This window comes from Nocardia sp. X0981 (assembly GCF_977089955.1).
The window spans coordinates 5633812-5659719 of record NZ_OZ372435.1 but is presented as its reverse complement, the minus strand read 5'-3'; the positions used below and the strand labels follow the sequence as shown (position 1 = coordinate 5659719).

General features: G+C 69.0%; 23 protein-coding genes. 11 read left to right on the top strand and 12 right to left on the bottom strand.

Features of this window, described 5'->3' with window-relative positions; all coding sequences use genetic code 11:
- Positions 1 to 1947, bottom strand: coding sequence for a gamma-glutamyltransferase family protein (locus ACYR7D_RS24970; protein WP_459546956.1), 1947 nt, complete (start codon positions 1945 to 1947; stop codon positions 1 to 3).
- Between the two features lie 124 nt (positions 1948 to 2071).
- Between ACYR7D_RS24970 and uvrC the strand changes: the two genes are divergently transcribed.
- From uvrC to whiA, 4 genes are all read left to right on the top strand, one after another.
- Positions 2072 to 4150 carry an excinuclease ABC subunit UvrC gene (uvrC, locus tag ACYR7D_RS24965; RefSeq protein ID WP_459546955.1) on the top strand — a complete coding sequence of 693 codons (2079 nt, stop codon included), beginning with the start codon at positions 2072 to 2074 and terminating at the stop codon, positions 4148 to 4150.
- 224 nt (positions 4151 to 4374) lie between these two features.
- Positions 4375 to 5250 carry an RNase adapter RapZ gene (rapZ, locus tag ACYR7D_RS24960; RefSeq protein ID WP_459550279.1) on the top strand — a complete coding sequence of 292 codons (876 nt, stop codon included), beginning with the start codon at positions 4375 to 4377 and terminating at the stop codon, positions 5248 to 5250.
- Positions 5247 to 6302, top strand: a complete 1056-nt coding sequence (locus tag ACYR7D_RS24955; protein ID WP_459546954.1) for a gluconeogenesis factor YvcK family protein — start codon at positions 5247 to 5249, stop codon at positions 6300 to 6302. The genes rapZ and ACYR7D_RS24955 overlap by 4 nt, the downstream gene beginning before the upstream one ends.
- Positions 6299 to 7276, top strand: a complete 978-nt coding sequence (gene whiA, locus ACYR7D_RS24950; RefSeq protein ID WP_459546953.1) for a DNA-binding protein WhiA — start codon at positions 6299 to 6301, stop codon at positions 7274 to 7276. The genes ACYR7D_RS24955 and whiA overlap by 4 nt, the downstream gene beginning before the upstream one ends.
- 252 nt (positions 7277 to 7528) lie before the next feature.
- Here the strand turns inward: whiA and ACYR7D_RS24945 are convergent, their stop codons facing one another.
- Positions 7529 to 8143 carry a GNAT family N-acetyltransferase gene (locus tag ACYR7D_RS24945; RefSeq protein ID WP_459546952.1) on the bottom strand — a complete coding sequence of 205 codons (615 nt, stop codon included), beginning with the start codon at positions 8141 to 8143 and terminating at the stop codon, positions 7529 to 7531.
- 128 nt (positions 8144 to 8271) lie between these two features.
- Here ACYR7D_RS24945 and gap point away from each other — a divergent pair, with 128 nt between their 5' ends.
- From gap to tpiA, 3 genes are read left to right on the top strand one after another with little or no spacing between them, the layout of a single operon-like run.
- Positions 8272 to 9291, top strand: coding sequence for a type I glyceraldehyde-3-phosphate dehydrogenase (gap, locus tag ACYR7D_RS24940; protein WP_459546951.1), 1020 nt, complete (start codon positions 8272 to 8274; stop codon positions 9289 to 9291).
- Positions 9292 to 9299: 8 nt separating this feature from the next.
- Positions 9300 to 10523 (top strand): phosphoglycerate kinase, encoded by a 1224-nt coding sequence (locus ACYR7D_RS24935; RefSeq protein ID WP_459546950.1) that lies wholly within the window; start codon positions 9300 to 9302, stop codon positions 10521 to 10523.
- Positions 10524 to 11309, top strand: a complete 786-nt coding sequence (tpiA, locus tag ACYR7D_RS24930) for a triose-phosphate isomerase (protein ID WP_459546949.1) — start codon at positions 10524 to 10526, stop codon at positions 11307 to 11309.
- 128 nt (positions 11310 to 11437) lie between these two features.
- Here tpiA and ACYR7D_RS24925 read toward each other — a convergent pair whose 3' ends face one another.
- Entirely contained in the window at positions 11438 to 11902 is a 465-nt protein-coding gene (locus ACYR7D_RS24925; protein ID WP_459546948.1) for a hypothetical protein, read from the bottom strand.
- A 104-nt stretch (positions 11903 to 12006) separates the two neighbouring features.
- Positions 12007 to 12798, bottom strand: coding sequence for an META domain-containing protein (locus ACYR7D_RS24920; protein ID WP_459546947.1), 792 nt, complete (start codon positions 12796 to 12798; stop codon positions 12007 to 12009).
- A 135-nt stretch (positions 12799 to 12933) separates the two neighbouring features.
- On the opposite strand from ACYR7D_RS24920, the gene ACYR7D_RS24915 reads away from it, so the two are divergent.
- The 3 genes from ACYR7D_RS24915 (at position 12934) to secG (ending at position 16272) form a co-directional block, all read left to right on the top strand.
- A complete protein-coding gene (locus tag ACYR7D_RS24915; RefSeq protein ID WP_459546946.1) occupies positions 12934 to 14283 on the top strand; it encodes an MFS transporter in 1350 nt (449 codons plus the stop codon).
- 133 nt (positions 14284 to 14416) lie between these two features.
- Positions 14417 to 16024, top strand: coding sequence for an MFS transporter (locus tag ACYR7D_RS24910; protein WP_459546945.1), 1608 nt, complete (start codon positions 14417 to 14419; stop codon positions 16022 to 16024).
- A 14-nt stretch (positions 16025 to 16038) separates the two neighbouring features.
- Complete coding sequence (gene secG / locus ACYR7D_RS24905) at positions 16039 to 16272, top strand: preprotein translocase subunit SecG (protein ID WP_459546944.1); 234 nt, start codon at positions 16039 to 16041, stop codon at positions 16270 to 16272.
- Between the two features lie 8 nt (positions 16273 to 16280).
- Here secG and ACYR7D_RS24900 read toward each other — a convergent pair whose 3' ends face one another.
- The gene (locus ACYR7D_RS24900) at positions 16281 to 17129 is read right to left on the bottom strand and encodes an SDR family NAD(P)-dependent oxidoreductase (protein ID WP_459546943.1); all 849 of its coding nucleotides are present in this window, start codon (positions 17127 to 17129) and stop codon (positions 16281 to 16283) included.
- A 54-nt stretch (positions 17130 to 17183) separates the two neighbouring features.
- Here ACYR7D_RS24900 and ACYR7D_RS24895 point away from each other — a divergent pair, with 54 nt between their 5' ends.
- On the top strand, positions 17184 to 18158 hold the full coding sequence (locus ACYR7D_RS24895; RefSeq protein ID WP_459546942.1) for an alpha/beta fold hydrolase: 975 nt from the start codon (positions 17184 to 17186) through the stop codon (positions 18156 to 18158).
- 202 nt (positions 18159 to 18360) lie between these two features.
- Here the strand turns inward: ACYR7D_RS24895 and ACYR7D_RS24890 are convergent, their stop codons facing one another.
- From ACYR7D_RS24890 to zwf, 7 genes are all read right to left on the bottom strand, one after another.
- Positions 18361 to 19239: a phosphotransferase enzyme family protein gene (locus ACYR7D_RS24890; RefSeq protein ID WP_459546941.1), complete on the bottom strand. Its 879-nt coding sequence runs from the start codon at positions 19237 to 19239 to the stop codon at positions 18361 to 18363.
- Positions 19240 to 19413: 174 nt separating this feature from the next.
- Complete coding sequence (locus tag ACYR7D_RS24885) at positions 19414 to 19815, bottom strand: hypothetical protein (protein ID WP_459546940.1); 402 nt, start codon at positions 19813 to 19815, stop codon at positions 19414 to 19416.
- Between the two features lie 71 nt (positions 19816 to 19886).
- Positions 19887 to 22088, bottom strand: a complete 2202-nt coding sequence (locus tag ACYR7D_RS24880) for a thiamine pyrophosphate-dependent enzyme (RefSeq protein ID WP_459546939.1) — start codon at positions 22086 to 22088, stop codon at positions 19887 to 19889.
- An 89-nt stretch (positions 22089 to 22177) separates the two neighbouring features.
- Positions 22178 to 22636: a VOC family protein gene (locus ACYR7D_RS24875; RefSeq protein WP_459546938.1), complete on the bottom strand. Its 459-nt coding sequence runs from the start codon at positions 22634 to 22636 to the stop codon at positions 22178 to 22180.
- A 63-nt stretch (positions 22637 to 22699) separates the two neighbouring features.
- Entirely contained in the window at positions 22700 to 23455 is a 756-nt protein-coding gene (pgl, locus tag ACYR7D_RS24870) for a 6-phosphogluconolactonase (RefSeq protein WP_459546937.1), read from the bottom strand.
- Positions 23445 to 24356 carry a glucose-6-phosphate dehydrogenase assembly protein OpcA gene (gene opcA, locus ACYR7D_RS24865; RefSeq protein ID WP_459550278.1) on the bottom strand — a complete coding sequence of 304 codons (912 nt, stop codon included), beginning with the start codon at positions 24354 to 24356 and terminating at the stop codon, positions 23445 to 23447. Before opcA ends, pgl begins: the two co-directional genes overlap by 11 nt.
- Positions 24353 to 25903 (bottom strand): glucose-6-phosphate dehydrogenase, encoded by a 1551-nt coding sequence (zwf, locus tag ACYR7D_RS24860; RefSeq protein WP_459546936.1) that lies wholly within the window; start codon positions 25901 to 25903, stop codon positions 24353 to 24355. The genes opcA and zwf overlap by 4 nt, the downstream gene beginning before the upstream one ends.
- Between the last annotated feature and the right edge of the window lie 5 nt (positions 25904 to 25908).

The window sequence follows — 25908 nt, the reverse complement described above, 5'->3', positions numbered from 1 at the left end:
TCAGCGGTTGTCGCCCAGCACCTCGCCCTCGCGCCGGGGGTCCGCGCCCCCGACCCAGCCGATTTCGCCGTCGCGGCCGAGCACACTGAGCCCACTGGTCTGCGGGGCCACCGACACCTCGTGCCCCCGTTCACGCAGCCGGGTGACGAGAGGTTCGTGGGCACCGTCGTCGCTCGCGTCGATGGCGGGATGCTCCCCGCCCACATTCGTGACGGGGGTGTTCGCGGCGCCGAACGCCACCGCGGATACCGCCTGTTGCGGATCCAGGCCCCAATCCAACATGCCGACGAGGGTTTTCACTACGAATTGGATGATCACCGAGCCGCCCGGGGATCCGACCACATGGGTCAGCCTGCCCGGCGACCCGCCGTCGCCGCCGGTGAACACCAGGGTCGGGCTCATGGAACTGCGCGGTCGCTTCCCGGGCTCGACCCGGTTGGCCACCGGTTTCCCGTCGGTACCGGCCGGATCGGCGGCGAAATCGGTGAGCTGGTTGTTCAGCAGGAACCCGTCGACCATGTGGAAGGAACCGAACGCCGATTCCACTGTGGTCGTCATGGCCGCGGCATTGCCGTAGGAGTCGACCACCGAGATATGGCTGGTGCCGTGCTCCGGCGGCTGCGGTCCGACGCCCAGTGGGGTCTGCCCGAACTCCCCCGGTTTCGCGGTGCCCATACTGTGATGGGCGTCGATGAGCCCGGCACGCTGTTGCAGGTATTCCGGATCGACCAGCGTTTCCGGCGCATTACCCGGCAGCGGAACGTAATCCGGGTCGGCGATGTACTTGTCCCGGTCGGCGTAGGCGAGCCGCTCGGCCTCCGCGATCAGATGCACCGCCTCGACCCGCGGTACGCCGCCGTTGCGGTCGACCCGGTCCGGTGGCAGGGCCGGCAGATCGAAGTTCTCCAGGATCCCCAGGGTGGCGGCCACCGTGATACCGCCGGAGGAGGGCCCCGGCATCCCGCAGATCTCGTGCTCCCGGTAACCGGTACACAGCGGGGTCCGTTTCACCGCCCGGTAGGAGCCGAGATCGGCGGCGCTCATCAGGCTCGGGGTGCGCCCGTGGGTGCCCGCCGTGGCCGCGGCCACGATATCGGCGGCGATGGGGCCGGTGTAGAAGGCGTCCGCCCCCTCGGTGGCGACCGCGGTCAAGGTTTTGGACAGCGCCGGGTTGGTGAGCATTGCGCCCGCGGGCTTGGGGGAACCGTCCGGGTTCAGGAAGTACTCGGCCGCGGCCGGATCGCGGGCCAGTTCACTCGCGGAATCGGCGATCTGGCCGGCCAGCCGGGGGCTGATCTCGAACCCCTGGTCGGCCAGCGCGACGGCGGGGTCGAACAGCTCCCGCCACTCGGTGCGCCCGTGCTCGGTATGCGCCAGCTCGAGCATGCGCAGGACGCCCGGGACACCGATGGAGCGCCCACTGGCCCGGGCGTCGGGGCGGGGCTCGGTGCGGTCGGTATCACTGATCCAGCGCAGATAGTTCTCGGTCGCGGCGGCCGGCGCCGTCTCCCGGCCGTCGTAGGCCGTCACGGTTTCGTGTTCCGCGTCGTAGTAGAGCAGGAACGCCCCGCCGCCGAGCCCGGACGCCTGCGGCTCGGTGAGCCCGAGCACGGTCTGGGCGGTGATCAGCGCGTCCACGGCGGTACCGCCCGCGCGCAATACCTCGCAGGCGGCGCGGGTCGCGTGCGAATTCGCGGTGGACACGGCGTAGCCGACGGTACGGACGGCGGTCATATCGCTGCGGTAGCCCGAGGCGATCTCCGGGTTGGTCGCCAGATCCCGGGAGGTGGGGGCGGTCGGTCCGGGGGCCGCGGTGACGGGTGTGCCGTTGGGTGCCGGAATGCACGGTCCGGCCGCGCCGCTGTCGTCCGCGCATCCGCTCAGCGAGCCTGCCACCAGCAGCGCCGTCACCATCAGCGCGTACCGAATCCGTTGTGTCGGGCGCATATTCCGCATGCTAGCCGCCGGGGGCGCGGGCCGGTGGGTGAACTCGCGCCACGGACGGAAACGGTGGGCCGTGGCCTTCCCGGCCGTCGGTAAAGGTGTCCGGGGGCGCCACTACGCTGGATACGTGGCAGATCCCGCGACGTACCGGCCGCAGCCCGGCACCATTCCCGTCGAACCCGGTGTCTACAAATTCCGGGATTCCTACGGCCGGGTCATCTACGTCGGCAAAGCGAAAAGCCTGCGTAACCGGCTGAACTCCTACTTCGCCGATGTGGCCGCGCTGCACCCGCGCACCAGGCAGATGGTCACCACCGCCGCGAGCGTGGAGTGGACGGTGGTGTCCACCGAAGTGGAAGCGCTACAGCTGGAATACAACTGGATCAAGGAGTTCGATCCGCGGTTCAACGTCCGGTATCGCGACGACAAATCCTATCCGGTGCTGGCCGTCACGCTGAACGAGGAATATCCGCGGCTGTTCGTCTACCGCGGCGCCCGGAAGAAGGGGGTGCGCTACTTCGGCCCCTACGCCCACGCCTGGGCGATCCGGGAAACCTTGGATCTGCTGCTGCGGGTGTTCCCGGCCCGCACCTGCTCGGCCGGTGTGTTCAAACGGCACAGCCAGATGGGCCGGCCGTGCCTGCTGGGCTATATCGATAAATGCTCGGCGCCCTGTGTGGGCCGGGTCTCGGCGGAGGAACACCGGCGTATCGTCGACGATTTCTGTGATTTCCTGGCCGGCCGGACCGATCGGATGGTCCGGGATCTGGAGCGCCGGATGCAGGCCGCTGCCGAGGAGCTGGATTTCGAGACCGCTGCCCGGCTGCGCGACGATGTGCAGGCGCTGCGCCGGGCGCTGGAGAAGCAGGCCGTCGTGCTGGGCGACGGTACCGACGCCGATGTGATCGCCTTCGCCGGCGACGACCTCGAGGTGGCGGTACAGATCTTCCACGTGCGCGACGGCCGGGTCCGCGGTCAGCGTGGCTGGGTGGTCGACAAATCCGGTGACGCGGTCGACACGCCCGAATCGGGCGGTGAGCTGGCCGCACTGGTGGAACAGTTCCTCACCCAGTTCTACGGCGAGCAGGCGGCGGTGGCCGCGCAGACCGGCGGAGAACAGCCGGCCGCCGTGGTCCCCCGGGAAGTGCTCGTCCCGGAGCTGCCCGCCGAGGCCGAGGAGGTCCAGCGCTGGCTGTCGGCGCTGCGGGGCGCGGCGGTGCGGCTGCGGGTACCTCAGCGTGGTGACAAGAAGGCCCTGGCCGAAACCGTGACCCGGAATGCGCAGGAGGCCCTCGCCCAGCACAAACTCCGCCGTGCCGGTGATCTGACCGCACGGTCGGTGGCTCTGCAGGACATCCAGGACGCACTGGACCTCGATACCGCCCCCCTGCGTATCGAATGTGTGGACATCAGCCATGTGCAGGGTACGGATGTGGTGGCCTCGCTCGTGGTGTTCGAGGACGGCCTGCCCAAGAAGTCCGACTATCGGCACTATGCGATCAGAGAGGCCGCGGGCGAGGGCCGCTCCGACGATGTCGCCAGTATCGCCGAGGTCACCCGGCGCCGGTTCGCCCGGCTGCGCCGGGAACGCGACGCCACCGAACAGGCCGAGCTCGCGGGTTCGGCACCGGTACCGGATTCCGCCGCGCCGCCGGACCCGGGGCCCGCGGCGGCGGCCGGTGTGGAGCCGGACGGGGCCGGACCCGAGGACGACGAGCTCACCACCCGTCCCGGAATCGATCCGAAGACCGGCAAGCCCCGGAGATTCGCCTATCCGCCGAACCTGTACGTGGTGGACGGCGGCGCCCCGCAGGTGGCGGCGGCGGCCGAGGTACTCGAGGAACTCGGGCTCACCGATATCGCCGTGGTGGGCCTGGCCAAACGGCTCGAGGAGGTGTGGGTACCCGGGGAGCCCGACCCGGTGGTGCTACCCCGCACCAGTGAGGCCCTCTACCTGCTGCAACGGGTCCGTGACGAAGCGCACCGCTTCGCCATCACCTTCCATCGCAGCAAGCGTTCCCGCCGGATGACGGCGTCGGTGCTGGATTCGGTCCGGGGTCTGGGCGCGACCCGGCGCACCGCCCTGGTCACGCATTTCGGCTCGGTGGCCCGGCTGAAGGAGGCCACCGTCGAGGAGATCATCGAGGTGCCGGGAATAGGCCGCGCGACCGCCGAGGCGGTGCTGGCCGCCCTGCGCGATCGATAGCCCCGGCGCGGCGGGCCGCGCAACCGCGCGCCGGCCCGCGCCGGTCACGTACGTTTGTTTCTGCGCGTCACGGCAGCGACCGGGGCGCGGACCTACCGCAAGGTGACCGAAAACGCATTCCCGAACACAGATCCGGGTGGTACATGACTCGCGTCGAATCGAACAGCAGGACGACAGTGGTGCCGGGCGCCGATCCGGGCCCGAACACCCCGGTCGAGGTCGTCATGGTGACCGGTCTGTCCGGTGCGGGCCGCGGCACGGCCGCTCGGGTCCTGGAGGATCTGGGCTGGTACGTCACCGACAACCTGCCCCCGGAACTGATCGCCCGGATGGTGGAGCTGGGTGCCTCGGCCGACCCGCCCATCCGGCGCCTGGCCATCGTCATGGATGTCCGCAGCCGTTTCTTCACCGGCGACCTCCCCGCCGTCACCGAACAACTGCGCGCCCGCGGGGTCCCCACCCGGATCCTGTTCCTGGAAGCGTCCGACGATGTGCTGATCCGCCGGTTCGGCTTCGCCCGCCGCCGCCATCCGCTGCAGAACGACAGCGCCGAGGGCACCCTCTCCGCGGGTATCGCCGCCGAACGGGTCCGGCTCGCCGGGGTGAAGGCCGCAGCGGACGTGGTCATCGACACCACCGAACTCTCGATTCACCAGCTGCACCGCAAATTGGAGGAGGTCTACGGCGGCGGCACGCCCGCAGCACTCCAGCTCACCGTGCAATCCTTCGGATTCAAGTACGGTGTCCCGCTGGACGCGGACATGGTGCTGGATGTGCGTTTCCTGCCCAACCCGCACTGGGTACCGGAACTTCGTCAGCACACCGGTCAGGAAGAAGTGGTCAGCGACTACGTGCTGTCACGTCCGGGTGCGGAGGACTATCTGCGGACCTGCGACCACCTGATCGGGCTGACCACCCGGGGTTACCGCCAAGAGGGGAAGCGTTACATGACGGTCGCAGTGGGTTGCACCGGCGGCAGACATCGCAGTGTCGCGATCGCCGAGGCCCTCGGCAAGCTCACCGGCGACCGTATCGAGGCCGGAGCGGACGGTCCGGTGGACGCGGTGCGGGTGCTGCACCGGGATCTGGGGCGCGAATGACCGGCTCCACCCCCGATTCCGCCGGTCCCGCGGTCGTCGCGCTCGGCGGCGGCCACGGCCTGTACGCCACGCTGTCCGCGGTGCGCCGGCTCACCCGCCGGGTGAGCGCGGTCGTCACGGTGGCCGACGACGGCGGATCCTCCGGCCGGCTCCGTACCGAGCTCGGGTTGCTGCCGCCGGGGGACCTGCGGATGGCGCTGGCCGCGCTGGCCGCCGATACCGACGGGGCGCTCACCCGCACCGTGCAGCATCGTTTCGGCGGCACCGGCGCGCTGGCCGGGCATTCGGTCGGCAACCTGCTCCTGGCCGGTCTCACCGAGGTACTGGGTGACCCGGTCGCCGCCCTCGACCAGGTGGGCGCGCTGCTGGGGGTCAGCGGCCGGGTGCTGCCGATGTCCACCATTGCGCTGGATATCGAGGCCGATGTATCCGGCCTGGAGGCGGACCCGCGCGTGAGCCGCTGTATCCGCGGACAGGTCGCGGTGGCCACCACTCCCGGAAAAGTACGCCGGGTGCGGCTGCTGCCCGCCGACCCGCCGTCCTGCGCCGAGGCCGTCGCCGCGATCGAACACGCCGACGCGGTGATCCTGGGCCCGGGTTCGTGGTTCACCAGTGTCATCCCGCATCTGCTGGTTCCCGGACTGCGGGACGCGCTGGTCTACACCCGGGCGCGTAAAGTGCTGATCCTGAACCTCGCCGCACAGCCCGGTGAGACCGCGGGGTTCTCCGCCGAACGGCACCTGCATGTATTGTCCCAGCACGCACCGGATTTCGCGGTCGACGAGGTTCTGGTCGATTCGGGGTGTGTGCCCGAGGGGCGTGAGCGTGAACATGTGGCCAGAGCTGCGGGGCAATTACGTGCGCGAGTAGTGTTCTCCGATGTCGCCGACGCGGGAACGGACCGGCACGACCCCGGAAAGCTCGCCGCCGCACTGGATCAACTGATCCGCGAGCCCCGGCCACGGTTGCCGGGGCTTCGAGTCGAGGGACGGCACATGGGTCAGGATGTGCGGTCCGGGTTGGGTGGAAAGGAGCACGTCTCGTGGCGATGACAGCCGAAGTGAAAGACGAGCTGAGCCGGCTCGCCGTAACACAGGTGAGTGCGCGCAAAGCCGAACTGTCCGCCCTGCTGCGTTTTGCCGGCGGTCTGCATATCGTCGGCGGGCGGGTGATCGTCGAAGCCGAAGTCGATATGGGGTCCATAGCCCGGCGGCTACGGCGGGAGATCTTCGAACTCTACGGATACGGATCCGATGTGCACGTACTGAGTGCGGGCGGTCTGCGTAAATCCTCCCGGTATGTGGTGCGGGTCGCGAAGGAAGGTGAGGCGCTGGCCCGCCAGACCGGTCTGCTCGATGTGCGCGGTCGGCCTGTGCGCGGCCTACCCGCCCAGGTGGTCGGCGGCAGCGTGGCCGATGCGGAAGCCGCCTGGCGCGGGGCGTTCCTCGCGCACGGGTCGCTGACCGAACCCGGCCGGTCCTCGGCGCTGGAGGTGAGCTGCCCCGGGCCGGAAGCCGCGCTGGCGCTGGTCGGTGCGGCGCGGCGGCTGGGTATTTCGGCCAAGGCCCGCGAGGTGCGCGGTACCGACCGGGTGGTGGTCCGCGACGGGGAAGCCATCGGTGCGCTGCTCACCCGGATGGGCGCCCAGGACACTCGTCTCACGTGGGAGGAACGGCGGATGCGGCGGGAGGTCCGGGCCACCGCCAACCGGCTCGCCAACTTCGACGACGCCAACCTGCGCCGCTCCGCCCGTGCCGCGGTCGCCGCGGCGGCCCGCGTGGAACGCGCCCTGGAACTGCTCGGCGACGATGTGCCGGACCATCTGGCGGCAGCGGGGAAGCTGCGCGTCGAACACCGGCAGGCCTCGCTCGAGGAACTCGGCCAGCTCGCCGAGCCGCCCATGACCAAGGACGCGGTGGCCGGACGGATCCGGCGGCTGCTGTCCATGGCGGACCGGCGGGCCAAGGAGCTGGGGGTACCGGATACGGAGTCGGCGGTGACGGCGGAGCTGCTCGACGAAGCATAGGATGCTGTGTTTATCGGCGGCGCCTGCGGCGCCGCGGGGTTGAGCCCCCTTGGCGTCGTGCTTGGGCACTCGAGACTCGCGCCTGCGGCGCATGCGCTTCGAGTGCCCAAGCACGACGCGGGCTCAACCCTTTGTGGGCCTCGTAAGACTCGGCGCTGTGTGGTTACGTCAGGTGTGGACCACCGGTTCCCGAGGTCGAGTGTCCGGGGAGCGCGAGTGGCCTCTCGGTGCGGGAGTGTGCGTCGGCCCCGGTCAAGCTCGGCGCAGCATGCACCAGGTGCGGGGGCCGTCGTGGGGGATTTCCACCTCCGCCGTCACCCGGAAGCCGAGGCGTTCGTAGAAGCGCACATTGCCGGTGGTGGAGGTTTCCAGGAACGCCGGAACGCCTTCCCGGTCCGCCGCCGCCAGGCCGGGTTCGATGACGGCACGTCCCAGGCCCCGGCCCCGGCGGGCGGGGTCCACGCCGACGGTGCCGAGGAACCAGACGGGCTCGCTCGGGCGGTGCGGTGCCAGGGCCGCCTCGGCCGCCCGATGTGCTTCGGCGCGATCACCGGCCAGTTCGGCGAAGCGTGGGGCGAGTTCGGTGAACACCGATGCGGCGTCGGTGGCGGGGGTGGTCCATATCGCGACCGCGTCGCCGTCGTCGGCGACCCATACCTTGCCGTGGGGTAGCCCGATGCGGGTGAGGAAGAGGTTCTGGAAGGTGGCGAGGCGGCGTTCGTGGTCGTCGGCGGCGATGGTGTGCCGGGTCCAGGGGTAGGTGGCGAAGGCTCTGGTGAGAGTGCGGGTCGCGCGCGCGGTATCGGCGGGGGCAGCGGGACGTACGACGGCGCCGGACCGTGGATCCGGGGTGGGTTTGCTGGACATCCCGGCCATCTTGCTGTGTGCCGGGCCGGCTTGCCAACACCCCCAGGTGCCTGTCGGTGGGACAGCACCGAGGCATTAGGGTGAAAGGGGCATCGGAATGATCCGCTTGACAGCTGAGGAGCGATAACGTGACTGTCCGGGTAGGTATCAACGGCTTCGGCCGGATCGGACGCAACTTCTTCCGGGCGGTGGAGGCGCAGAAGGCGCTCGGCACCACCGATATCGAAATCGTGGCGGTCAACGACCTCACCGATAACGCGACCCTGGCCACCCTGCTCAAGTACGACTCGATCCTCGGCCGGCTGCCCAAGGATGTCTCGTTGGACGGCGAGGACACCATCGTGGTGGGCGACCAGCGCATCAAGGCGCTGGCCGTCAAGGAGGGCCCGGCGGCGCTGCCGTGGGGCGATCTGGGCGTGGACGTCGTGGTCGAATCCACCGGTATCTTCACCGACGCCACCAAGGCCAAGGGGCATCTGGCCGCCGGCGCGAAGAAGGTCGTCATCTCCGCGCCCGCCAAGGGTGAGGACATCACCATCGTGATGGGTGTCAACGACGACAAGTACGACGGCAGCCAGAACATCATCTCCAACGCGTCCTGCACCACCAACTGCCTCGGCCCGCTGGCGAAGGTGCTGCACGACGAGTTCGGCATCGTCAAGGGCCTGATGACCACCATTCACGCCTACACGCAGGATCAGAACCTGCAGGACGGTCCGCATTCGGATCTGCGCCGCGCCCGCGCCGCCGCGCTGAACATCGTGCCCACCGGCACCGGTGCCGCCAAGGCCATCGGCCTGGTGCTGCCCGAACTGCAGGGCAAGCTCGACGGTTACGCGCTGCGTGTCCCGGTTCCCACGGGTTCGGTCACCGATCTGACCGCGAATCTGGCCAAGTCCGCCACCATCGACGATGTCAACGCCGCGATGAAGGCCGCCGCCGAGGGGCCGCTGCGGGGCATCCTGAAGTACAACACCGATCCGATCGTCTCCAGCGATATCGTCACCGATCCGCATTCGTCGATCTACGACGCGCCGCTGACCAAGGTGATCGACGATCAGGTGAAGGTCGTGTCCTGGTACGACAACGAGTGGGGCTACTCCAACCGCCTCGCCGACCTCATCGGTCTCGTCGGCAAGTCCCTGTAAGGACCGGTGTGAGCATCAAAACTCTGGAGGATCTCCTCGCGGAGGGCGTCGAGGGCCGTGGCGTGCTGGTGCGCTCCGACCTCAACGTTCCCCTCGACAACGGCGAGATCACCGATCCGGGCCGGATCATCGCCTCGGTGCCCACCTTGCGGGCGCTGGTGGAAGCCGGCGCGAAGGTGATCGTCACCGCCCATCTCGGCCGCCCGAAGGGCGCTCCGGATCCGGCGCTGTCGCTGGCTCCGGTGGCCACCCGGCTGAGTGCCGAACTGGGTCGTAATGTGCAGCTCGCCGGCGATGTGGTGGGGCAGGACGCGCTCGCGCGCTCCGAGGGCCTCACCGACGGTGATGTGCTGCTGCTGGAGAACATCCGTTTCGATCCGCGGGAGACCAGCAAGGACGACGCCGATCGGGCGAAGCTGGCCGCCGCCCTGGTGGAACTGGTCGGTGAGGACGGCGCGTTCGTCTCCGACGGGTTCGGGGTGGTGCATCGCAAGCAGGCCTCGGTATACGACGTGGCGAAGCTGCTGCCGCACTACGCCGGTCGGTTGGTCGCGGCCGAAGCCGAGGTGCTGGCCAAGCTCACCGAATCCACCGACCGCCCGTACGCGGTGGTGCTCGGCGGCTCCAAGGTGTCGGACAAGCTCGCCGTGATCGAGGCGTTGGCCCCCAAGGTCGATACCCTCGTCATCGGTGGCGGTATGTGCTTCACCTTCCTCGCCGCCGAGGGGCTGCCGGTCGGTTCCTCGCTGTTGCAGGAGGAGATGATCGACACCTGCAAGGGGCTGCTCGAACGTTACGCGGACGTCATCCATCTGCCCCGGGATATCGTCGTCGCCGATTCCTTCGCCGCCACCGCGGAGTCGAAGACCGTGCCGGCGCACGAGATTCCGGAAGGTTGGATGGGCCTGGATATCGGCCCCGAATCGGTGCAGCGCTTCGCCGCGCTGCTCACCGAGGCGCGGACGGTGTTCTGGAACGGCCCGATGGGTGTGTTCGAGTTCGAGAAGTTCGCGGCCGGTACCCGCGGGGTGGCCGAGGCCATCGCGGCGGCCACCGGTAAGGGCGCCTTCACCGTGGTCGGCGGCGGCGATTCGGCCGCGGCCGTGCGGGCGCTCGGTATTCCGGAGGGCGATTTCTCGCATATCTCCACCGGCGGTGGTGCCTCGCTGGAATATCTGGAGGGCAAGAAGCTCCCCGGTATCAGCGTGCTCGACGAGGCGGAGGAATCGTAGATGGCCCGGAAACCGCTGATCGCGGGCAACTGGAAGATGAACCTCAACCACCTCGAGGCCATCGCTCTGGTGCAGAAGATCGCGTTCGCGCTGCCCGAGAAGTACTTCGACAAGGTCGACGTCACGGTGGTGCCGCCGTTCGTCGATATCCGCAGCGTGCAGACGTTGGTCGAAGGCGACAAACTGCGTATCACCTACGGTGCGCAGGATGTGTCGGTGCACGAATCCGGCGCCTACACCGGTGAGGTCAGCGCGGCCATGCTGGCGAAGCTGGGTTGCACGTTCGTGGTGGTCGGGCATTCCGAACGCCGCCAGTACCACAACGAGGACGACGCCACCGTGCTCGCCAAGGCCAAGCAGGCGCTGAAGCACGGACTCACCCCCATCGTCTGTATCGGTGAGGGGTTGAACGTGCGTGACGCGGGCACCCATGTCGAGTACAACCTCGAACAGCTGCGGGGTTCGCTGAAGGGGCTGTCGGCCGCCGAACTCGGGAAGGTCGTCATCGCCTACGAACCCGTGTGGGCGATCGGCACCGGGAAGGTCGCCACTCCGGCCGATGCGCAGGAGGTGTGCGGCGCGATTCGCGGCGAGCTGGCGCAGCTGGCCGGCGCGGAGGTCGCCGAAACCGTCCGTGTGCTCTACGGCGGTTCGGTGAACGCCAAGAATGTCGGCGAGCTGATCCAGCAGGCCGATATCGACGGCGCCCTGGTGGGTGGCGCCTCCCTCAAGGGCGATGAATTCGCCACCCTGTCCGCTATCGCGGCGGGTGGACCGTTGCCCTGAGTGGCTGCGCACTCCTCGAGGTCCGCCGGGCGCGCGCCCGGCGGACCTCGTCGCTTTTGCCGACCGGTGGGGCCGCGATCGCGCCGGGAGCCGGGTCGTCGAGCCCCGTGGACCGCACCGTGCCTTCCTCACCACTCGTGCTTCGGCACCAGCTCCGCCTTCGCTTCCGTCAGCAGATCACGTTGCAGCTCCGCGCAGTGGGCCCACCAGTCGGGATGGGCGGCAGCGTCGCGGACGGCGTCGTGTAGCCCTCGCGCATGAGCGACCATACGATCCCGCAGCGCATCCGAGCAGATGATCTCGACCCGCTTCTCCGCGAGCCAGACGTTTTCCATGAGCCGTTTCAGATCGGTAGGGTTCCCGCCGCGCTCCCGGATATCCAGTTCTCCCTGTAATCGTTGCGCCGACTCGAAATAGTCGATGATCGCCGACTTCAACTCCTCACGATGGGCGAGGTGGGTCTCGGCGAGAAATTTGAGTTTCGTGGTGCGCGCCGTACTCCGCTGCACCAGCAGGGTTGCCGACGCACCGAAGCCGGCGCCCAGCAGTGGTAGCAAGCCTGTAACGAACGTTGAGAGAACCCCGGAAGACATGCTCTGGATTCTCCCGTCCCGGCCGCTGTCGCGCCGCCCGGAGCCCGGACGGACCGCCTTCCACGGCCCGCCTCCGGGCGGCAAGGCGACCCGAATGCGCGGTGTTACCGGGCGCGCAGGGTCAGGCCGTGGCCGTTCGGGTTGCGCAGAGTGAGGGTGTCGGCGTCGACCGTGGCCTGTGCGGTGCCGTCCAGGGCTGCCAGTACCGCCTGTTCGACCTCCATGATCTCCGGTGCGCACATCATCCGGGTCGTGGCCGCGGTGAACGCGATATCCGCGCCGGCCGGGGTTTCGGTGACCACGGCCCGGCCGGTTATCCGGTTACAACCGGCGAATCCGGTGAGCGCGTCGTCGGCGGTGATGGTGAGCGTGGGCCGGACCTCGTCGAGGGTGCGCGACTGGATCCGCGCGTCGGGGGTCAGCAAGGTGGTGACCACCCATTCGGTACCCCGGACCGGGCGATCCGGCCGGACGATCTTCTTATCCGTCAGGACCACCGTCGTCTCCGGCGCGGTCAGCGTCAGCCGGTCCCCGTCGAGCTCCCAGGTGGGGTCCGCGCGCAGCAGTTCACCGACCCAGGTGTCGGACTCCGCCCGCTCGCCGGGACAGCCCGCCAGGGTGCTCGCCGGATCGGAGATGTGGAGGACGTGGCCGTCGAGTTCCACCGCGCCGCTGTGGGTGTTGCAGCCGGCTTCGGCCGATACCCGGTTGTCGGCGAAGGTGAGGGTGAGGGGACCGCCGCCGGGAATCGGGGTCCCCGTGACCTCGGTGGAGATATAGGTATGCCCCATCGGTGTGGGGCCGGGGGGCGCGGGTTGGTTCTCGGGTGAGCAGGCCGCCGCGGTGAGCAGGACCAACGACAGCGCCGCGCCGAATCGAAGTGCTCGTCCCCGCATACCGCGATGCTACCGGGCCACCGGCGCCGGGTCGCCTGCCGGCGACCGGGAATCTCACTGATTTCAACCGTTCCGACCAGGCCCGTACCACCATATTCTCGCCCGGCCAGTCCATGCGGGAGCGAAGGAGACATCATGTCAGTGCTGGAGGCCGGGGCGGCACCCGCACCTACGGACGAACGTCCCGGGACGGCCGGCGACCGGCTCGGGGCCGCCGATACCCGCAAGGCGGTCGCGGCGAGCCTGATCGGCACCACCGTCGAGTGGTACGACTTCTTCCTCTACGCCACCGCGGCGGGCATCGTTTTCGACAAGCTCTTCTTCCCGAACACCAGTGCGTTCGTCGGGACCATGCTGGCGTTCGCGACCTTCGCCGTGGGTTTCGTGATGCGGCCGATCGGCGGGCTCGTCTTCGGGCATATCGGCGACCGCATCGGCCGGAAACGAACGCTGGCCCTGACCATGGCGATCATGGGTGGGTCCACCGCCCTGATGGGCGTCTTGCCCACCGCCGCCGCGATCGGGGTGGCGGCGCCGGTCCTGTTACTGGTGCTGCGTATGCTGCAGGGCTTCGCGCTCGGTGGGGAATGGGCCGGTGCGGTGCTGCTGGCCGTCGAACACAGCCCCCGCAAGAAGGTGGGGTTGTTCGGCAGCTATCCGCAGGTGGGTCTGGCACTCGGTCTCGCCCTGGGGACCGGGGTGTTCGCGCTGCTGCGCACCACGCTGAGCGAAACGGCGTTCCTCGACTACGGATGGCGGATCGCGTTCGGCGCCAGCTTGGTACTGGTGCTGATCGGGCTGGTGGTGCGCCTGAAGATCGACGAGACTCCCGCGTTCCGAGAGGTGAACCGGCTCAACCGGATATCGAAAGTGCCCGTGGTCGAGTTGTTCCGCAACGCGCGCGCCCGGCGCAACACTGTGCTCGGCTTGCTCTCGCGCTGGGGTGAGGGCGCGGCGTTCAACACCTGGGGTGTTTTCGCGATCACCTTCGCGACCGGACAGCTCGGTTTCGAGCAGGTTCCGGTGCTGGTGGCGGTTACCGCCGCCGCGTTGGTGATGGCGGCGCTCATTCCGGTCTCCGGCCTGCTCACCGACCGTTTCGGGCCCCGCCGGGTCTATATCGCCGGAATCGCGGCCTACGGAATACTGGTGTATCCGGTCTTCGCGCTGTTCGGTACGGGGAACATCGTGGTCTTCACCGTCGCGATCATCACGGTTTTCGGTGTGGCGCACGCGGTGTTCTACGGGGCGCAGGGCACGTTGTACGCGGGGTTGTACCCGGCCGAGGTGCGGTACACCGGTCTGTCGTTCGTCTATCAGTTCTCCGGGATCTATGCGTCGGGCCTGACACCCATGATCGTTACGGCCCTGATCGCCGTCGGAGGCTCGACGCCATGGTTGGCCTGCGCGTATCTGGTGGCCACGGCGCTGGTGAGTGTGTTCGCCACACTGTTGATCAGCGAGGACGATCGGCTCACCGCTTGATCGGGCGGTGTACCGGCTCCCCGCACCGTTTTCCTCCGGCCCTCGGTGTGGGGCCGGGGCACACCCGGTCCGGGCCGTACCGCGCAGCGGTGGGGTGGTCCTTCACCTGCCGGTCCGGTGAGAGCACGAGGCTATGCTGTCCGGAGTGACTACCGCCGCCTCGAAACCTGTTTCCACGTGGGCGCCGTTGCGGTCGCGGGTGTATCGGGCGCTCTGGATCGCGCAACTGGTCTCCAATCTGGGGACCTGGATGCAGATGGTCGGGGCGCAGTGGGTGATGGTCGACGAACCCAATGCGGCCGCGCTGGTCTCCTTCGTGCAGACCGCGACGACGCTGCCGGTGATGATCCTGGCCATACCGTCGGGGGTGCTCGCCGATCTACTGGACCGCCGCCGTCTGCTGCTCGGCGCCCAGTCCACCATGGCCCTGCTCGCGGCGACCCTGGCCGTTTCCACCGCCACCGGACACACCACTCCCTCGGTGCTGCTGACCTTGCTGTTCCTGCTCGGCTGCGGGCAGGCGCTGGTGGGTCCGGCCTGGCAGGCCATCCAGCCCGAGCTGGTGCCGCGCGATCAGATTCCCTCGGCGGCCGCGCTGGGCAGTATGAACATGAATATCGGCCGCGCGGTGGGTCCGGCGATCGCCGGTGTACTGGTGGCCCTGTCCGGCCCGGCTCTGGTTTTCACGCTCAATGCCTTCTCGTTCGCCGCCATCGTCGCGGCGTTGCTGTTCTGGCGACGGCCGAAGGTCGAGAAGGAACTGCCCAGCGAACGACCGTTGGCGGCCTTGCAGGCGGGAACACGGTTCATCCGGTCCGCGCCGGCGATCCGGCGGGTGCTGTTGCGCACGATTCTGTTCGTCGCGCCCGCCAGCGCGCTGTGGGCGCTGCTGCCGGTGATCGCCCGCAACCAGCTGGGTATGGGTTCCTCCGGTTACGGTCTCCTGCTGGGCGCGCTGGGGGTGGGCGCGGTACTCGGCGCGGTGAGCCTGGCGCGGGTGCGCGCGCTGCTCACCCCGACCCAGCAGATCGCGGTCGCCGCGGCGGTGTTCGGGGTGGCCTGCTGCGGTACCGCGGTGCTGCGAGTCGAGGCGCTGGTGCTGGCCCTGCTGGTTTTCGCGGGCGCGGCCTGGCTGCTCACCCTGGCGACCATGAACGCGACCATGCAGTTGCTGCTACCGGGGTGGGTGCGGGCCCGGGGGCTGTCGGTGTATCTGCTGGTCTTCATGGCCGGTCAGGCGATCGGGTCGGTGGTGTGGGGGCTCGTCGCCGGCGCCTACGGCGCGGTGACCACCCTGCTGGTGGCGGGCGCGCTGCTCGGTCTCTGCGCGGTGAGCGTGGTCTGGTTGCCGCTGCGGCAGTTCACCGCCGGTTTCGATCTGACCCCGCAGGCCTACTGGCCCGAACCGCAGCTGGTGGTGGAGCCGGACCCCGACGACGGCCCGGTACTGGTGCTCAAGGATTACGACGTGCCCGCGGACCGGGTGCCGGATTTCCTGGCGGCGATGGGTTTCGTGGGCCGGTCCCGGCAGCGCACCGGTGCGATGGAGTGGCGGTTGTACCGGGATGTGGGCACCGAGGACCGGTATGTGGAGGCGTTCGTGGTGCGGTCCTGGTCCGAACATATGCAGCAGCACAGGGTGCGGCTGACCGCGCAGGATCTGATGCGTGAGCGGGCCGTCGCCGAATTCGCGCACGACGAGACGCTCACCCACCTGGTGTCGGTGGAACCGCGGGCGTAGTTAGACTGTCCCGCATGCGGATGTTCCTGGATATCCTCCTGATCATCACCAGCCTGCTGCTGGTGCTGCTGGTGCTGCTGCACCGGGCCAAGGGCGGGGGTCTGTCCAGCCTGTTCGGTGGTGGTATGCAGTCGAGCCTGTCCGGGTCGACCGTCGCCGAGAAGAACCTCAACCGCATCACCATCTTCACCGGCCTGGTGTGGTTCATCGCCATTCTCGGGATCGGGCTGGAGATCAAGTTCTCCTGAGCCCGGGTTCAGTCGTGCCGGGGGATTCTGCCATCCACATCGGTGAATCCGTAGTCCTCCGCCAGGTCGGCGACTCGCCAGGCCTGTCCGGAGCGTTTCTTGCGGGCGGGATCGCCGGCCAGCGCCACCACCGCCCGTCCGGCGAACCGGGGGCTTTCCGCCTCGTTCAGGTCGAAGCTGCCTTCGCCCGGTAGGGTCACCACACGTTTTCCCTGCTCGTCGGCGGGAATCAGTTGGAGCAGTTCGGTATCGACGAGACCGGGCCAGATCGAGACGACGCTGACCTCGGTATCGGCCAGATCATGCGCGAAGTCGGCGGTCATCCGGTCGAGGGCGGTTTTCGCGACCCCGTACATCGCGTTGTGCATATAGCGCCGCGAACCGGGGGAGGAGATGTTGACGATGAGCCCACCGCCCCGTAGCAGGAGCGGCGCCGCGTAGACGGCGGCGGCGTAGTGGGAGCGCACTCCCACGTCGAAGGTTTCGTCCCAGGCCTTCGGCGGTACCTCCCAGAACTTGCGGCCGAGCCAGCGGGCCGCGGCGGGGGAGTTGTAGACGTTGTTCACCAGTACGTCGAGCCGGCCGTGCTCGGCGTCGATCCGTTCGAAGAGCCGGGCGGTGGCCGCGTCGTCGCGGTGATCGCAGACCACCGGTATGCCCGTACCGCCGAGTTCGCCGATCCGGGCGGCCGTTTCGTGCACGGTGCCCGGTAACTTACCGGGTTCGGCCGACCGCCCGGTGAGATACACGGTCGCGCCCGCCGCGCCCAGTTCCAGGGCGATACCTTTGCCGATGCCACGGCTCGCGCCGGTGACCACCGCGATCCGATCCGTCAGTGGGTGTGGTGTTCCGTTCACAGTCCCGGGACGTTACCGTGAAACTGTAACGTGTTCTAGTATTCGGGAGGTGCGGTGGAGCCGACACACCGGTTCATCACCACCGGCGGCGTGCGTATGCACCTCGCCGAACAGGGCCGGGGTCACCCGGTGATCTTCTGCCACGGCTTCCCGCATACGGGCTATGTGTGGCATCGCCAACTCGGCGCGCTCGCCGCGGCCGGATACCGGGCCATAGCCCCCGACCTACGCGGTGCCGGCCGCACCGAGGCACCGGATTCGATCGATGCGTACACCAACCGCGCGGTGATCGACGATCTGCTCGCGTTACTCGACGATATCGGTGCCCGGCAGGCGGTGTTCGTAGGTGTCGATTTCGGTGCGGCCCTGCTCTGGGAACTCGCCCTGCGCGCGCCGGGCCGGGTCCGCGGCCTGGTGGTGCTGAACAATCCTTTCGCACCGCGCGCGCCGAAACCGCCCGGATATTACTGGGCGAAAATGGCCGAGCGGCATTTCCTGCACCTGGAGTACTTCCAGGAACCGGGTGTGGCCGACGCGCACCTCGCCGCACAGCCGCGGGAATTCCTCTCCCGCGTCTATTACGCTCTCAGCGGGGATTTCCACTATCTGGATGTGTGGCAGCATCCCCCCGGGACCCGCTATATCGATGCCCTGCCCCAGGCCCCGGAACTGCCGTGGTCGTGGCTTTCCGCCGCCGAATTCGACATCCTGGCCGAGGCTTTCGAACGGACCGGATTCACCGGCGGCCTGAACTGGTACCGGGCCATCGACCGCAACTGGGAACTCACGGCGGAATACACGGGCGCCGTTCCGGAAGTACCGGTGTATTTCGGCTACGGCGAGAAGGACCCCGATATGGAGGGCTTCAGCGGCCGTGACCCGCTCGCCACCATGCGCGCGGCCCTGCCCGACCTGCGGGCGATCCACCGCATACCCGGTGCCGGGCATCTGGTACAGCTGGAGGCGACCGAGGCGGTGAATGCCTTCTTGTTGCGGGCGCTGGAAGATATCATCGACGGCTCACCGTAGTCCGGTCGGGCGCGTTGCCGGAGGAACTCCGTGACGACCGGGATCACCGACCGGGATCACCGCTCGAATGGCGTCCTGGTACCACACGCCGCGATCTTTCGGCGGAACCGAGACAGCGGAACCCACCGGACGAGTGGCGGCGCCCGCGCGGGGGCGCCGGCCGCACCTGAAATCCGGGTGGGCCGGTATCAGGGTTGTTCGTTCAAGGGGCGAGCCGGTGGAAGGCCGTCAGCCGCTGGCGGTGGTATTCGAGGTCGTCCTCGTCGTGTTCGATGCCGCGGGCGACAGCGCGGCCGAAATACACTGCTTCTCGGCGTAGTCGATGCCGCATGAGCTGGGCAAGCGCGGTGTCGTCCAGTTCCCCGGCGGTGCCACCGGCGGCGTAATAGGCGTCGGTGAAGCGGCGAGCGGCAGTGAGATCACGACCGTATTCGTCGGCGAATTCCAGCGCGGCCGAGGCCAGTTCGATTTCGGGTGGGCCGATCAGCGCCTCGTCCCAGTCGATCACCGCGACCACGTGACCATCGCGGGACAGGAGGTTGCCTTCGTAATAGTCGCCGTGCAGCGGTTGCCGGCGCGCGGCCGCCGTGAACCCGGCGAGCCAACGGTCCAGGCCCGGGTCGGGTAGTTCGGCCGAAGGCGCGCCGTCGAGACCGATTTCCAGAAACGAGGGCCGCGGCCGGGCCGGGGGCCGGTGGTCGGCCAGGGCGTGATGCAGGCGAGCCAGGAGCTCGGCTGCCTCGGTGAACTGGACCGGGTCCGCGCTGTCGGCCCACCGCCCCTCGACCAGTGGCCACACCGTGACGGGTCGGCCCTCGACCACCGCCACCGTCGATCCGTCCGCACACGGCAGCGGCGCCACCACCTCCGGAACCGGCCGCGCCGCGGCGGCGATTCCGTGGCACCACCGTATCTCGGCCGGATCGCGGTCCGGTGCCCCGATCCGCACGACCACCTCACCCACGCGGTAGGCGGCCGATTCCTCACCCCCGTACAGGCGCTCGCCCTCGCCCGTGTACCCCCAGGCCACGGCGACCGTGTACCGGATATTGTCGGTGAACGGAATATCGATCTGGACCACCCGTCCAGATCTACCGCGCCGACGAGCGCGGCGCAGCCGGTTTTCCCCGGAGCGGTCGCCCCGATCGATTACGGCCGTGGAATCGCCGAACCCATCGAAGCGCCCGCTCTCGGTGCTGTCCCTGCGGATCCGGGGCGAGTTCTCGGCACCGGTCTCACCGCAGGTGGGTCACCCTCAGGAAGGGACGGTTACCGTGACCGTCTCGCCCAGCTCGAACCCCCCGGCGGGGCTGGTATCGGCGCAACCGCCCCTGGCGGTGATCGTGGACCCCGGCTCGAGCCCGGTGAGCGAAGTCGTCACCGTCTGCCCCGGATTCGCCAGCGATTCCGGTTTGCTCTCACCGAAGAAGACGTGGTTGTTCTCCGGGCCCACTCCGGCCTCCGCCCAGCACTGGCCCCGGTCGTTCGGGTTGTGCAGCGTTGCCGTAACCGTCCCCGGTGCGGTGCCTTCGAAGGTGACCTCGGGCGCGGTGAACGGCGTGTCCGCGGCCGCCGGCGCGGCGGTGAAGAGGGCGAAGATTACGGCTGCGGCGGATACGGCCGGCCGGACCGCTCCATGAAATCGTCTGTGGACCACGTACGAGATAGTGCCCGAGAAAGCTCTGCGGCACAAAGAGATCCGGCGAAACGGTCGATTCCGGATGGAAACTATGCCCCGGGCTCGTCTCTGTTACCGGCGAGCAGGCGTTCGGCGGCGGCCTCGATATCGGCTTCGCTCAGCAGTACGGTCGTGGCGGCGGGGCCGAGCGGGACGAAGCTGTCGGCGCTGGTGACGCGGATCTGCCGGCCGGCGAATCCCGCGTCGATCAGGGCCGCGCAGACGGATTCGGAGACACCGCCGCCGTGGCGGGTCTCATCGGCGACGAGAACCCGCCCGGTGGCCTCGGCATGCCGGAGCAGATCGGCGCGGGGGAGCGGGGACAGCCAGCGGAGGTCCAGTACCCGGGCGCCGATACCGCGCCGCGCCAGCCGCCGGGCGACACGCAGGCTCATGGGCACGGAATTGGCGAAGGCGACAATGGTCAGATCGGTTCCGTCGCCGTACACCCGGGCCTGTCCGATGGGCACATGGGTGCCGGTGATCGCGGACGTCCACTCGCCGTCGCCGCTCTCGTACAGATCGCGGGTGTGGTAGAGCGCGATGGGTTCCAGGAACACACATACCCGCCCGTCCACCCGGGCGGCCGAGACGCAGGTGCGTAGCACGGCCGCGGCGTCGTCGGGGCGCGCCGGCGAGGCCACGACCACGCCGGGGATATCGCGGAGCGCGGCGACGGAATTGTCGTTGTGGAAATGCCCGCCGAAACCCCGTTGATAGGCGTACCCGGCGATCCGGACCACCATGGGATTGCGATACCGCCCGGCGGAGAAGAACGACAGCGTCGCGGCCTCACCGCGTAGCTGGTCGAGGGCATTGTGCACATAGGCCAGGTACTGGATTTCCGGGATCGGGACGAAACCCGCGAGACCGGTGCCGAGCGCGGTACCGAGAATGCTCTGCTCGTCGAGCAGCGTATCGAATACCCGGCGGGCACCGAACCGGTCACGCAACCCTTTGGTCACGCCGTATACCCCGCCTTTGCGGGCCACGTCCTCCCCGAACACCAGGACATCCGGGTCCCGTTCGAGCATCTCGCCGAGCGTCCGGTTGACCGCCTGCGCGAGGGTTTCCCGAGCCGCGGCCGGCGCGCCGTTCGCCAGGCCCGCCGCTCGTCCAGCCGGGCCCCCGCGCCCGGCATCCCGGCGCACTTCCTCCGGGCGTGCGGGCGCCAAGGGGGCGATCACCGCCTCGGCGGTGCCGAGTTTCGGCTCCCGGCACACTTGTTCAGCTGTCACCGCGACGTCTCCGGCCAGCTCGTCGTAACGGTTCAGGAGTTCGTCCGGGGTGCATACACCCGCGCCGACCAGCAGCCGGGCGGTACCGAGCAGCGGGTCGCGGGCCAGATCCGCCTCCATATCGCCGGGGGTACGGTAGGCGCTCTCCACATCGGAGCCGGCGTGCCCGAACAACCGCACCGTGCGCAGATGCAGGAAGGCGGGCCGGCGATGCGCGCGGACCCAGTTCACGGCCGCGTCGGCGGCGGTGACGGTGTCGTACAGCGTGCACCCGTCGGCCGCGAGATACCGTAGCCCCGGACGGTGCCCGTAGGCGTATTCGATCCAGTCGGGCGGGGTGGGCACGCTGATACCGATCCCGTTGTCCTCACAGACGAACAGAACCGGCACCGGTACCCCGAGGTGCGCGGTATGCACCGCGGTATTGATCGCGCCCGCCGCCGTGGAATGGTTGGCCGAGGCGTCCCCGAAACCACACAGCACCACCGCGTCCGGCGGCCACGGGCAGGAGATACCGAGGCGGGCGGCGCGAGCGATCCCGAAGGCCAGCCCGACCGCCCGCGGCAGCTGGGAAGCGATGGTGGAGGTCTGCGGAACGATATGCGCCGCCGCGCTGCCGAACACCTTGTGCCGCCCGCCGGAGATGGGATCGGCCGCGGCGGCGACCACCCCCAGCAGGAGATCCCGGACCGGATCGCCGATACCGGCCCGCCGGGCCCGATGCAGGAACAACGCGCCGGACCGGTAATGCGGGAGAACGGGATCGGTGACTCGGCTCGCCGCGGCCAGCGCCACATTGCCCTCGTGGCCGGCGGAGCCGATGCTGTAGAACCCACGCCCGGCGGCGCCCAGTTCCCGGGCGGCGAGGTCGGCGAGCCGGCTCAGCAGCTGGGATTCGAACAGCGCCAGGCAGTCCTCACCGGTGCGGCCCGGAGGAAGCGGGAGCGCGGCGTCCGGCGCCCGCAGTCCCGCGATCTCCGCGCGTAGTCGCTGATCGGCCTCCCGAACGTTCACCGGATCATCACCGCCACCAGCCTAAGCGGAGCTGCGGTGACAATCGGTGAAAGGCGCGTACCGTGCTACGGCGGGTCGCGCCGGATCGGTCAGTCCAGGCAGAACTCGTTGCCCTCGGGGTCGGTCATCACGAGGAAACCGGTGCCCAGCGGGGGATCCGGTTCGTAGCGGCGCACCCGGGTCGCGCCCAGCCGGACGAGCCGATCGCCTTCGGCCTCCAATGCCGCCATCCGTTCCTCCCCCTGGAGGTCAGGAGCCGCACGGACGTCGAGATGGACGCGATTCTTGGCCACCTTGTCCTCCGGCACCTGCTGGAAGAACACCCGTGGACCGTGGCCCTCCGGATCCTCGATGGCCGCCATCGTGCGCTGCTCCGGCGGTACACCGATCCGGTCGAGGAACTCGTCCCACGCGGCCAGCGGGTCGGCATCGGCGGGCAGCTCGACCCCGGGCGGGCCGGGATGGATATACCCCAGTGCCTCGCGCCAGAAGGTGGACAGGGCCAGCGGATCCCGGGCGTCGAAAGTGATCTGGATATGGCGGCTCACCGGATGGCTCCGTTCTGTTGTATGTGCAGTACCAGGCCGGCCAGGGAAGCTTCGGGCAGGGTCTCAGCGCAGGCCGGAAGCCGCGCCGTGATCCAGCAGCCAGGTCGTGGACTCGATACCGTGCGCACCCGCCGCCGGGATCTCGTGCGGGGCGGCGCCCTCCAACGCGGCGGCCACCGGATCGGCCTTGCCCGCGCCGGAGACCACCAGCACCACATGCCGGGACCGGCGGATCGCGGGGAAGGTGAGCGTCACCCGCACCGGCGGCGGTTTGGGGGAGTCGGTGACCGCGACAGCCAGTTCGCTGTCCTCGCCGAGGGCCGCGGCCCGCGGGAACAGCGAATTGATATGCCCGTCCGGGCCCATTCCGAGCAGGTGCAGATCGAAGGCGCCGTGCGCGGCGAGATAGGCACGGACCGCGGTGGCGTATTCGGCCGCGGCCTCCACCGGATCCGGGTATTCGCCATCGGAGGTCGCGACCGTGTGGATCCGGGCCGGGTCCACCGGAACGTGATCCAGCAGCGCCCGGTGCGCCTGCAGTTCGTTGCGCTCGGGATCACCGGCCGGGACGAAACGTTCGTCGCCCCAGAACACATCCAGCTTCGACCAGTCGAGGGCCCCGGAATCCGCGCGTACCTTCTCCAGCAGCGTGATACCGGTGCCGCCGCCGGTCACCACCACCGACGCGGAACCGCGCTCGGCCTGGGCGGCGGCCAGTATCTCGGTGAACCGGCGGGCGGCGGCGGTGGTCAGGGCGTCGGCGTCGGTGTGGACCTCCACGGTGGGTTCCGGTACCGCCGTGTCGGAGCTAGTGGTCATAGGTCACCCTTTCGATTCCGGCCAGGGCCTCGGCGTAGATCTCGTCCGCGTCCAGCCGGCGCAGTTCCTCGGCCAGACAGTCACGGGTTTCCCGGCGCGCCAGCGCGATCCGCTGCTCGGGGTCGCCGGTGCGGGTCAGTGTCGCGGTGACGCCGGTCTGCGGGCGGGCGATGGCCACGGAAACCGACGGGCGGTGCAGCTCCACCCGCAGCTCCCCGGTCCGGCGGTGTACCGGGCAGTCCAGGCGCGCGGCGAGCCAGCCCGCGAGGATATCGAGGGCGGGCTCGGTGCGCAGCCCGGATACGGTCACCGATTCCACCGGTTCGTACGGGGGCTCGTCCAGCGCCGCCGCCAGCAGCGCCCGCCAGTAGGTGATACGGCTCCACGCCAGATCGGAATCACCGGGGGCATAGGAGCCGTGGCGCTTCCTGATCGTCGCCTGCGGATCAGCGGCGAAAGTGGCGTCGGTGATACGGCGGGTCGCCAACCGGCCCACCGAATCCTTGGACGGAAACGCCGGGGCGCCGCGCGGCCACCACGCCACCACCGGGGTGTCGGGCAGGAGGAACGGGATCACCACGCTGCTCTCGTGGTTCACCAGCTGCCCCTGCAAACGCAGCACGATCACCTCGGCGGCACCGGCGTCCCCGCCCACCCTGATCTGCGCGTCCAGCCGGGTGGCGGCCGAGCGGTCGCCGCGGGCCAATACCACCACTCGGCACGGATGTTCGCGGCTGGCGTCGTTGGCGGCGTCGATGGCGTCCTCGGCCTCGGAACTGTCCAGGGTGCACACCACCAGCGTGAGCACCCGGCCCATGGTGATCACCCCGTTGCTCTCGCGCAGGGTCACCAGGCGTTTGGTCACGGCGCCGGTGGTGGTGTCCGGAATATCGATGATCACGGTCGCCGCCATTCCCGGCCGGTGCGGGCCAGCATCGCATCGGCGGAATCTGGGCCCCAGGTCCCGGCCTCGTACTGTTCGGGCTTTCCGTCGGCGGCCCAGTGGGCCAGGACCGGATCCAGGATGCGCCAGGACAATTCGACCTCCGCATTGACCGGGAACAGCGAGGGCTCGCCGAGCAGCACATCCAGGATGAGCCGTTCGTAGGCTTCCGGGGACGATTCGGTGAACGCCTCGCCGTAACTGAAGTCCATGTTCACATCGCGCACCTCCATGGACGATCCGGGCACCTTGGAGCCGAACCGCATGGTGATGCCCTCGTCCGGCTGTACCCGGATGACCAGGGCGTTCTCTCCGAGTTCCGCGGTCATGGTCTGGTCGAAGGGCAGATGCGGGGCGCGTTTGAACACCACGGCGATCTCGGTGACCCGCCGGCCCAGGCGTTTACCGGTGCGCAGATAGAACGGCACCCCCGCCCAGCGCCGGGTATCGACCTCGAGGGTGAGCGCGGCATAGGTTTCGGTGCGCGACTGCGGATCGAAACCCTCCTCGTCGAGCAGGCCCACGACCTCCTGGCCACCCTGCCAGCCGGCCGCGTACTGGCCGCGCGCGGTGGTCTCGTCGAGCGGTTCGACGAGTTTGGTGGCGGACAGGACCTTGATCTTCTCCATCTGCAGCTGCCGGGGTTCGAAGCTGATCGGCTCCTCCATGGCGGTGAGCGCGAGCAACTGCAGCAGATGGTTCTGGATCACGTCCCGGGCCGCGCCGATACCGTCGTAGTATCCGGCCCGGCCACCGAGACCGATGTCCTCGGCCATGGTGATCTGCACATGGTCGACATAATTGGCGTTCCAGATCGGATCGAACAGCTGGTTGGCGAAGCGCAGGGCCAGGATGTTCTGCACCGTCTCCTTACCGAGATAGTGGTCGATCCGGAACACCGTCTCCTCCGGGAACACCCGGTTCACCAGGGCGTTGAGCTCCCGTGCGCTGTCCAGGTCGTGCCCGAACGGTTTCTCGATCACCACCCGCCGCCACGGCGCCCGCCCGTGGCCGCCGGTCCGGCTGGTGAGCCGGTGCCGGTGCAGCTGGTCCAGCACCACGGGGAAGGTATCGGGCGGTATGGAGAGGTAGAAGGCGTGATTACCGCCGGTTCCCCGCTCGGCGTCCAGCCGGGCCAGGGTCTCGGCGAGACGGGCGAACGCGGCGTCGTCCTCGAAGGTCCCCCGGACGAACCGGAACCCCTCCGCCAAATGGTCCCAGACCTCCTGGCGGAACGGGGTCCGCGCATTCGCGCGTACGGCGTCGTGGACGATCTCGCCGAAATCCTGATCCGACATATCACGCCGGGCGAAACCGACCAGCGCGAAACCCGGGGGCAACAGCCCCCGGTTCGCCAGATCGTAGATGGCCGGCATGAGTTTACGCCGGGACAGATCCCCGGTGACCCCGAAGATCACCATGCTGCACGGGCCCGCGATCCGCGGAATCCGTTTGTCCCGGCTGTCGCGCAGCGGGTTACGCCACGGGGTGCCGGATGCCGTCACTGTGC

Coding starts and splice junctions, on each gene's coding strand:
- ACYR7D_RS24915 (WP_459546946.1), top strand. CDS start 12,934: ATGTCAGTGCTGGAGGCCGGGGCGGCACCCGCACCTACGGACGAACGT.
- ACYR7D_RS24955 (WP_459546954.1), top strand. CDS start 5,247: ATGACCGGCTCCACCCCCGATTCCGCCGGTCCCGCGGTCGTCGCGCTC.
- tpiA (WP_459546949.1), top strand. CDS start 10,524: ATGGCCCGGAAACCGCTGATCGCGGGCAACTGGAAGATGAACCTCAAC.
- rapZ (WP_459550279.1), top strand. CDS start 4,375: ATGGTGACCGGTCTGTCCGGTGCGGGCCGCGGCACGGCCGCTCGGGTC.
- ACYR7D_RS24970 (WP_459546956.1), bottom strand. CDS start 1,947: ATGCGCCCGACACAACGGATTCGGTACGCGCTGATGGTGACGGCGCTG.
- ACYR7D_RS24945 (WP_459546952.1), bottom strand. CDS start 8,143: ATGTCCAGCAAACCCACCCCGGATCCACGGTCCGGCGCCGTCGTACGT.
- ACYR7D_RS24925 (WP_459546948.1), bottom strand. CDS start 11,902: ATGTCTTCCGGGGTTCTCTCAACGTTCGTTACAGGCTTGCTACCACTG.
- whiA (WP_459546953.1), top strand. CDS start 6,299: ATGACAGCCGAAGTGAAAGACGAGCTGAGCCGGCTCGCCGTAACACAG.
- pgl (WP_459546937.1), bottom strand. CDS start 23,455: ATGACCACTAGCTCCGACACGGCGGTACCGGAACCCACCGTGGAGGTC.
- ACYR7D_RS24910 (WP_459546945.1), top strand. CDS start 14,417: ATGCTGTCCGGAGTGACTACCGCCGCCTCGAAACCTGTTTCCACGTGG.
- ACYR7D_RS24920 (WP_459546947.1), bottom strand. CDS start 12,798: ATGCGGGGACGAGCACTTCGATTCGGCGCGGCGCTGTCGTTGGTCCTG.
- secG (WP_459546944.1), top strand. CDS start 16,039: ATGCGGATGTTCCTGGATATCCTCCTGATCATCACCAGCCTGCTGCTG.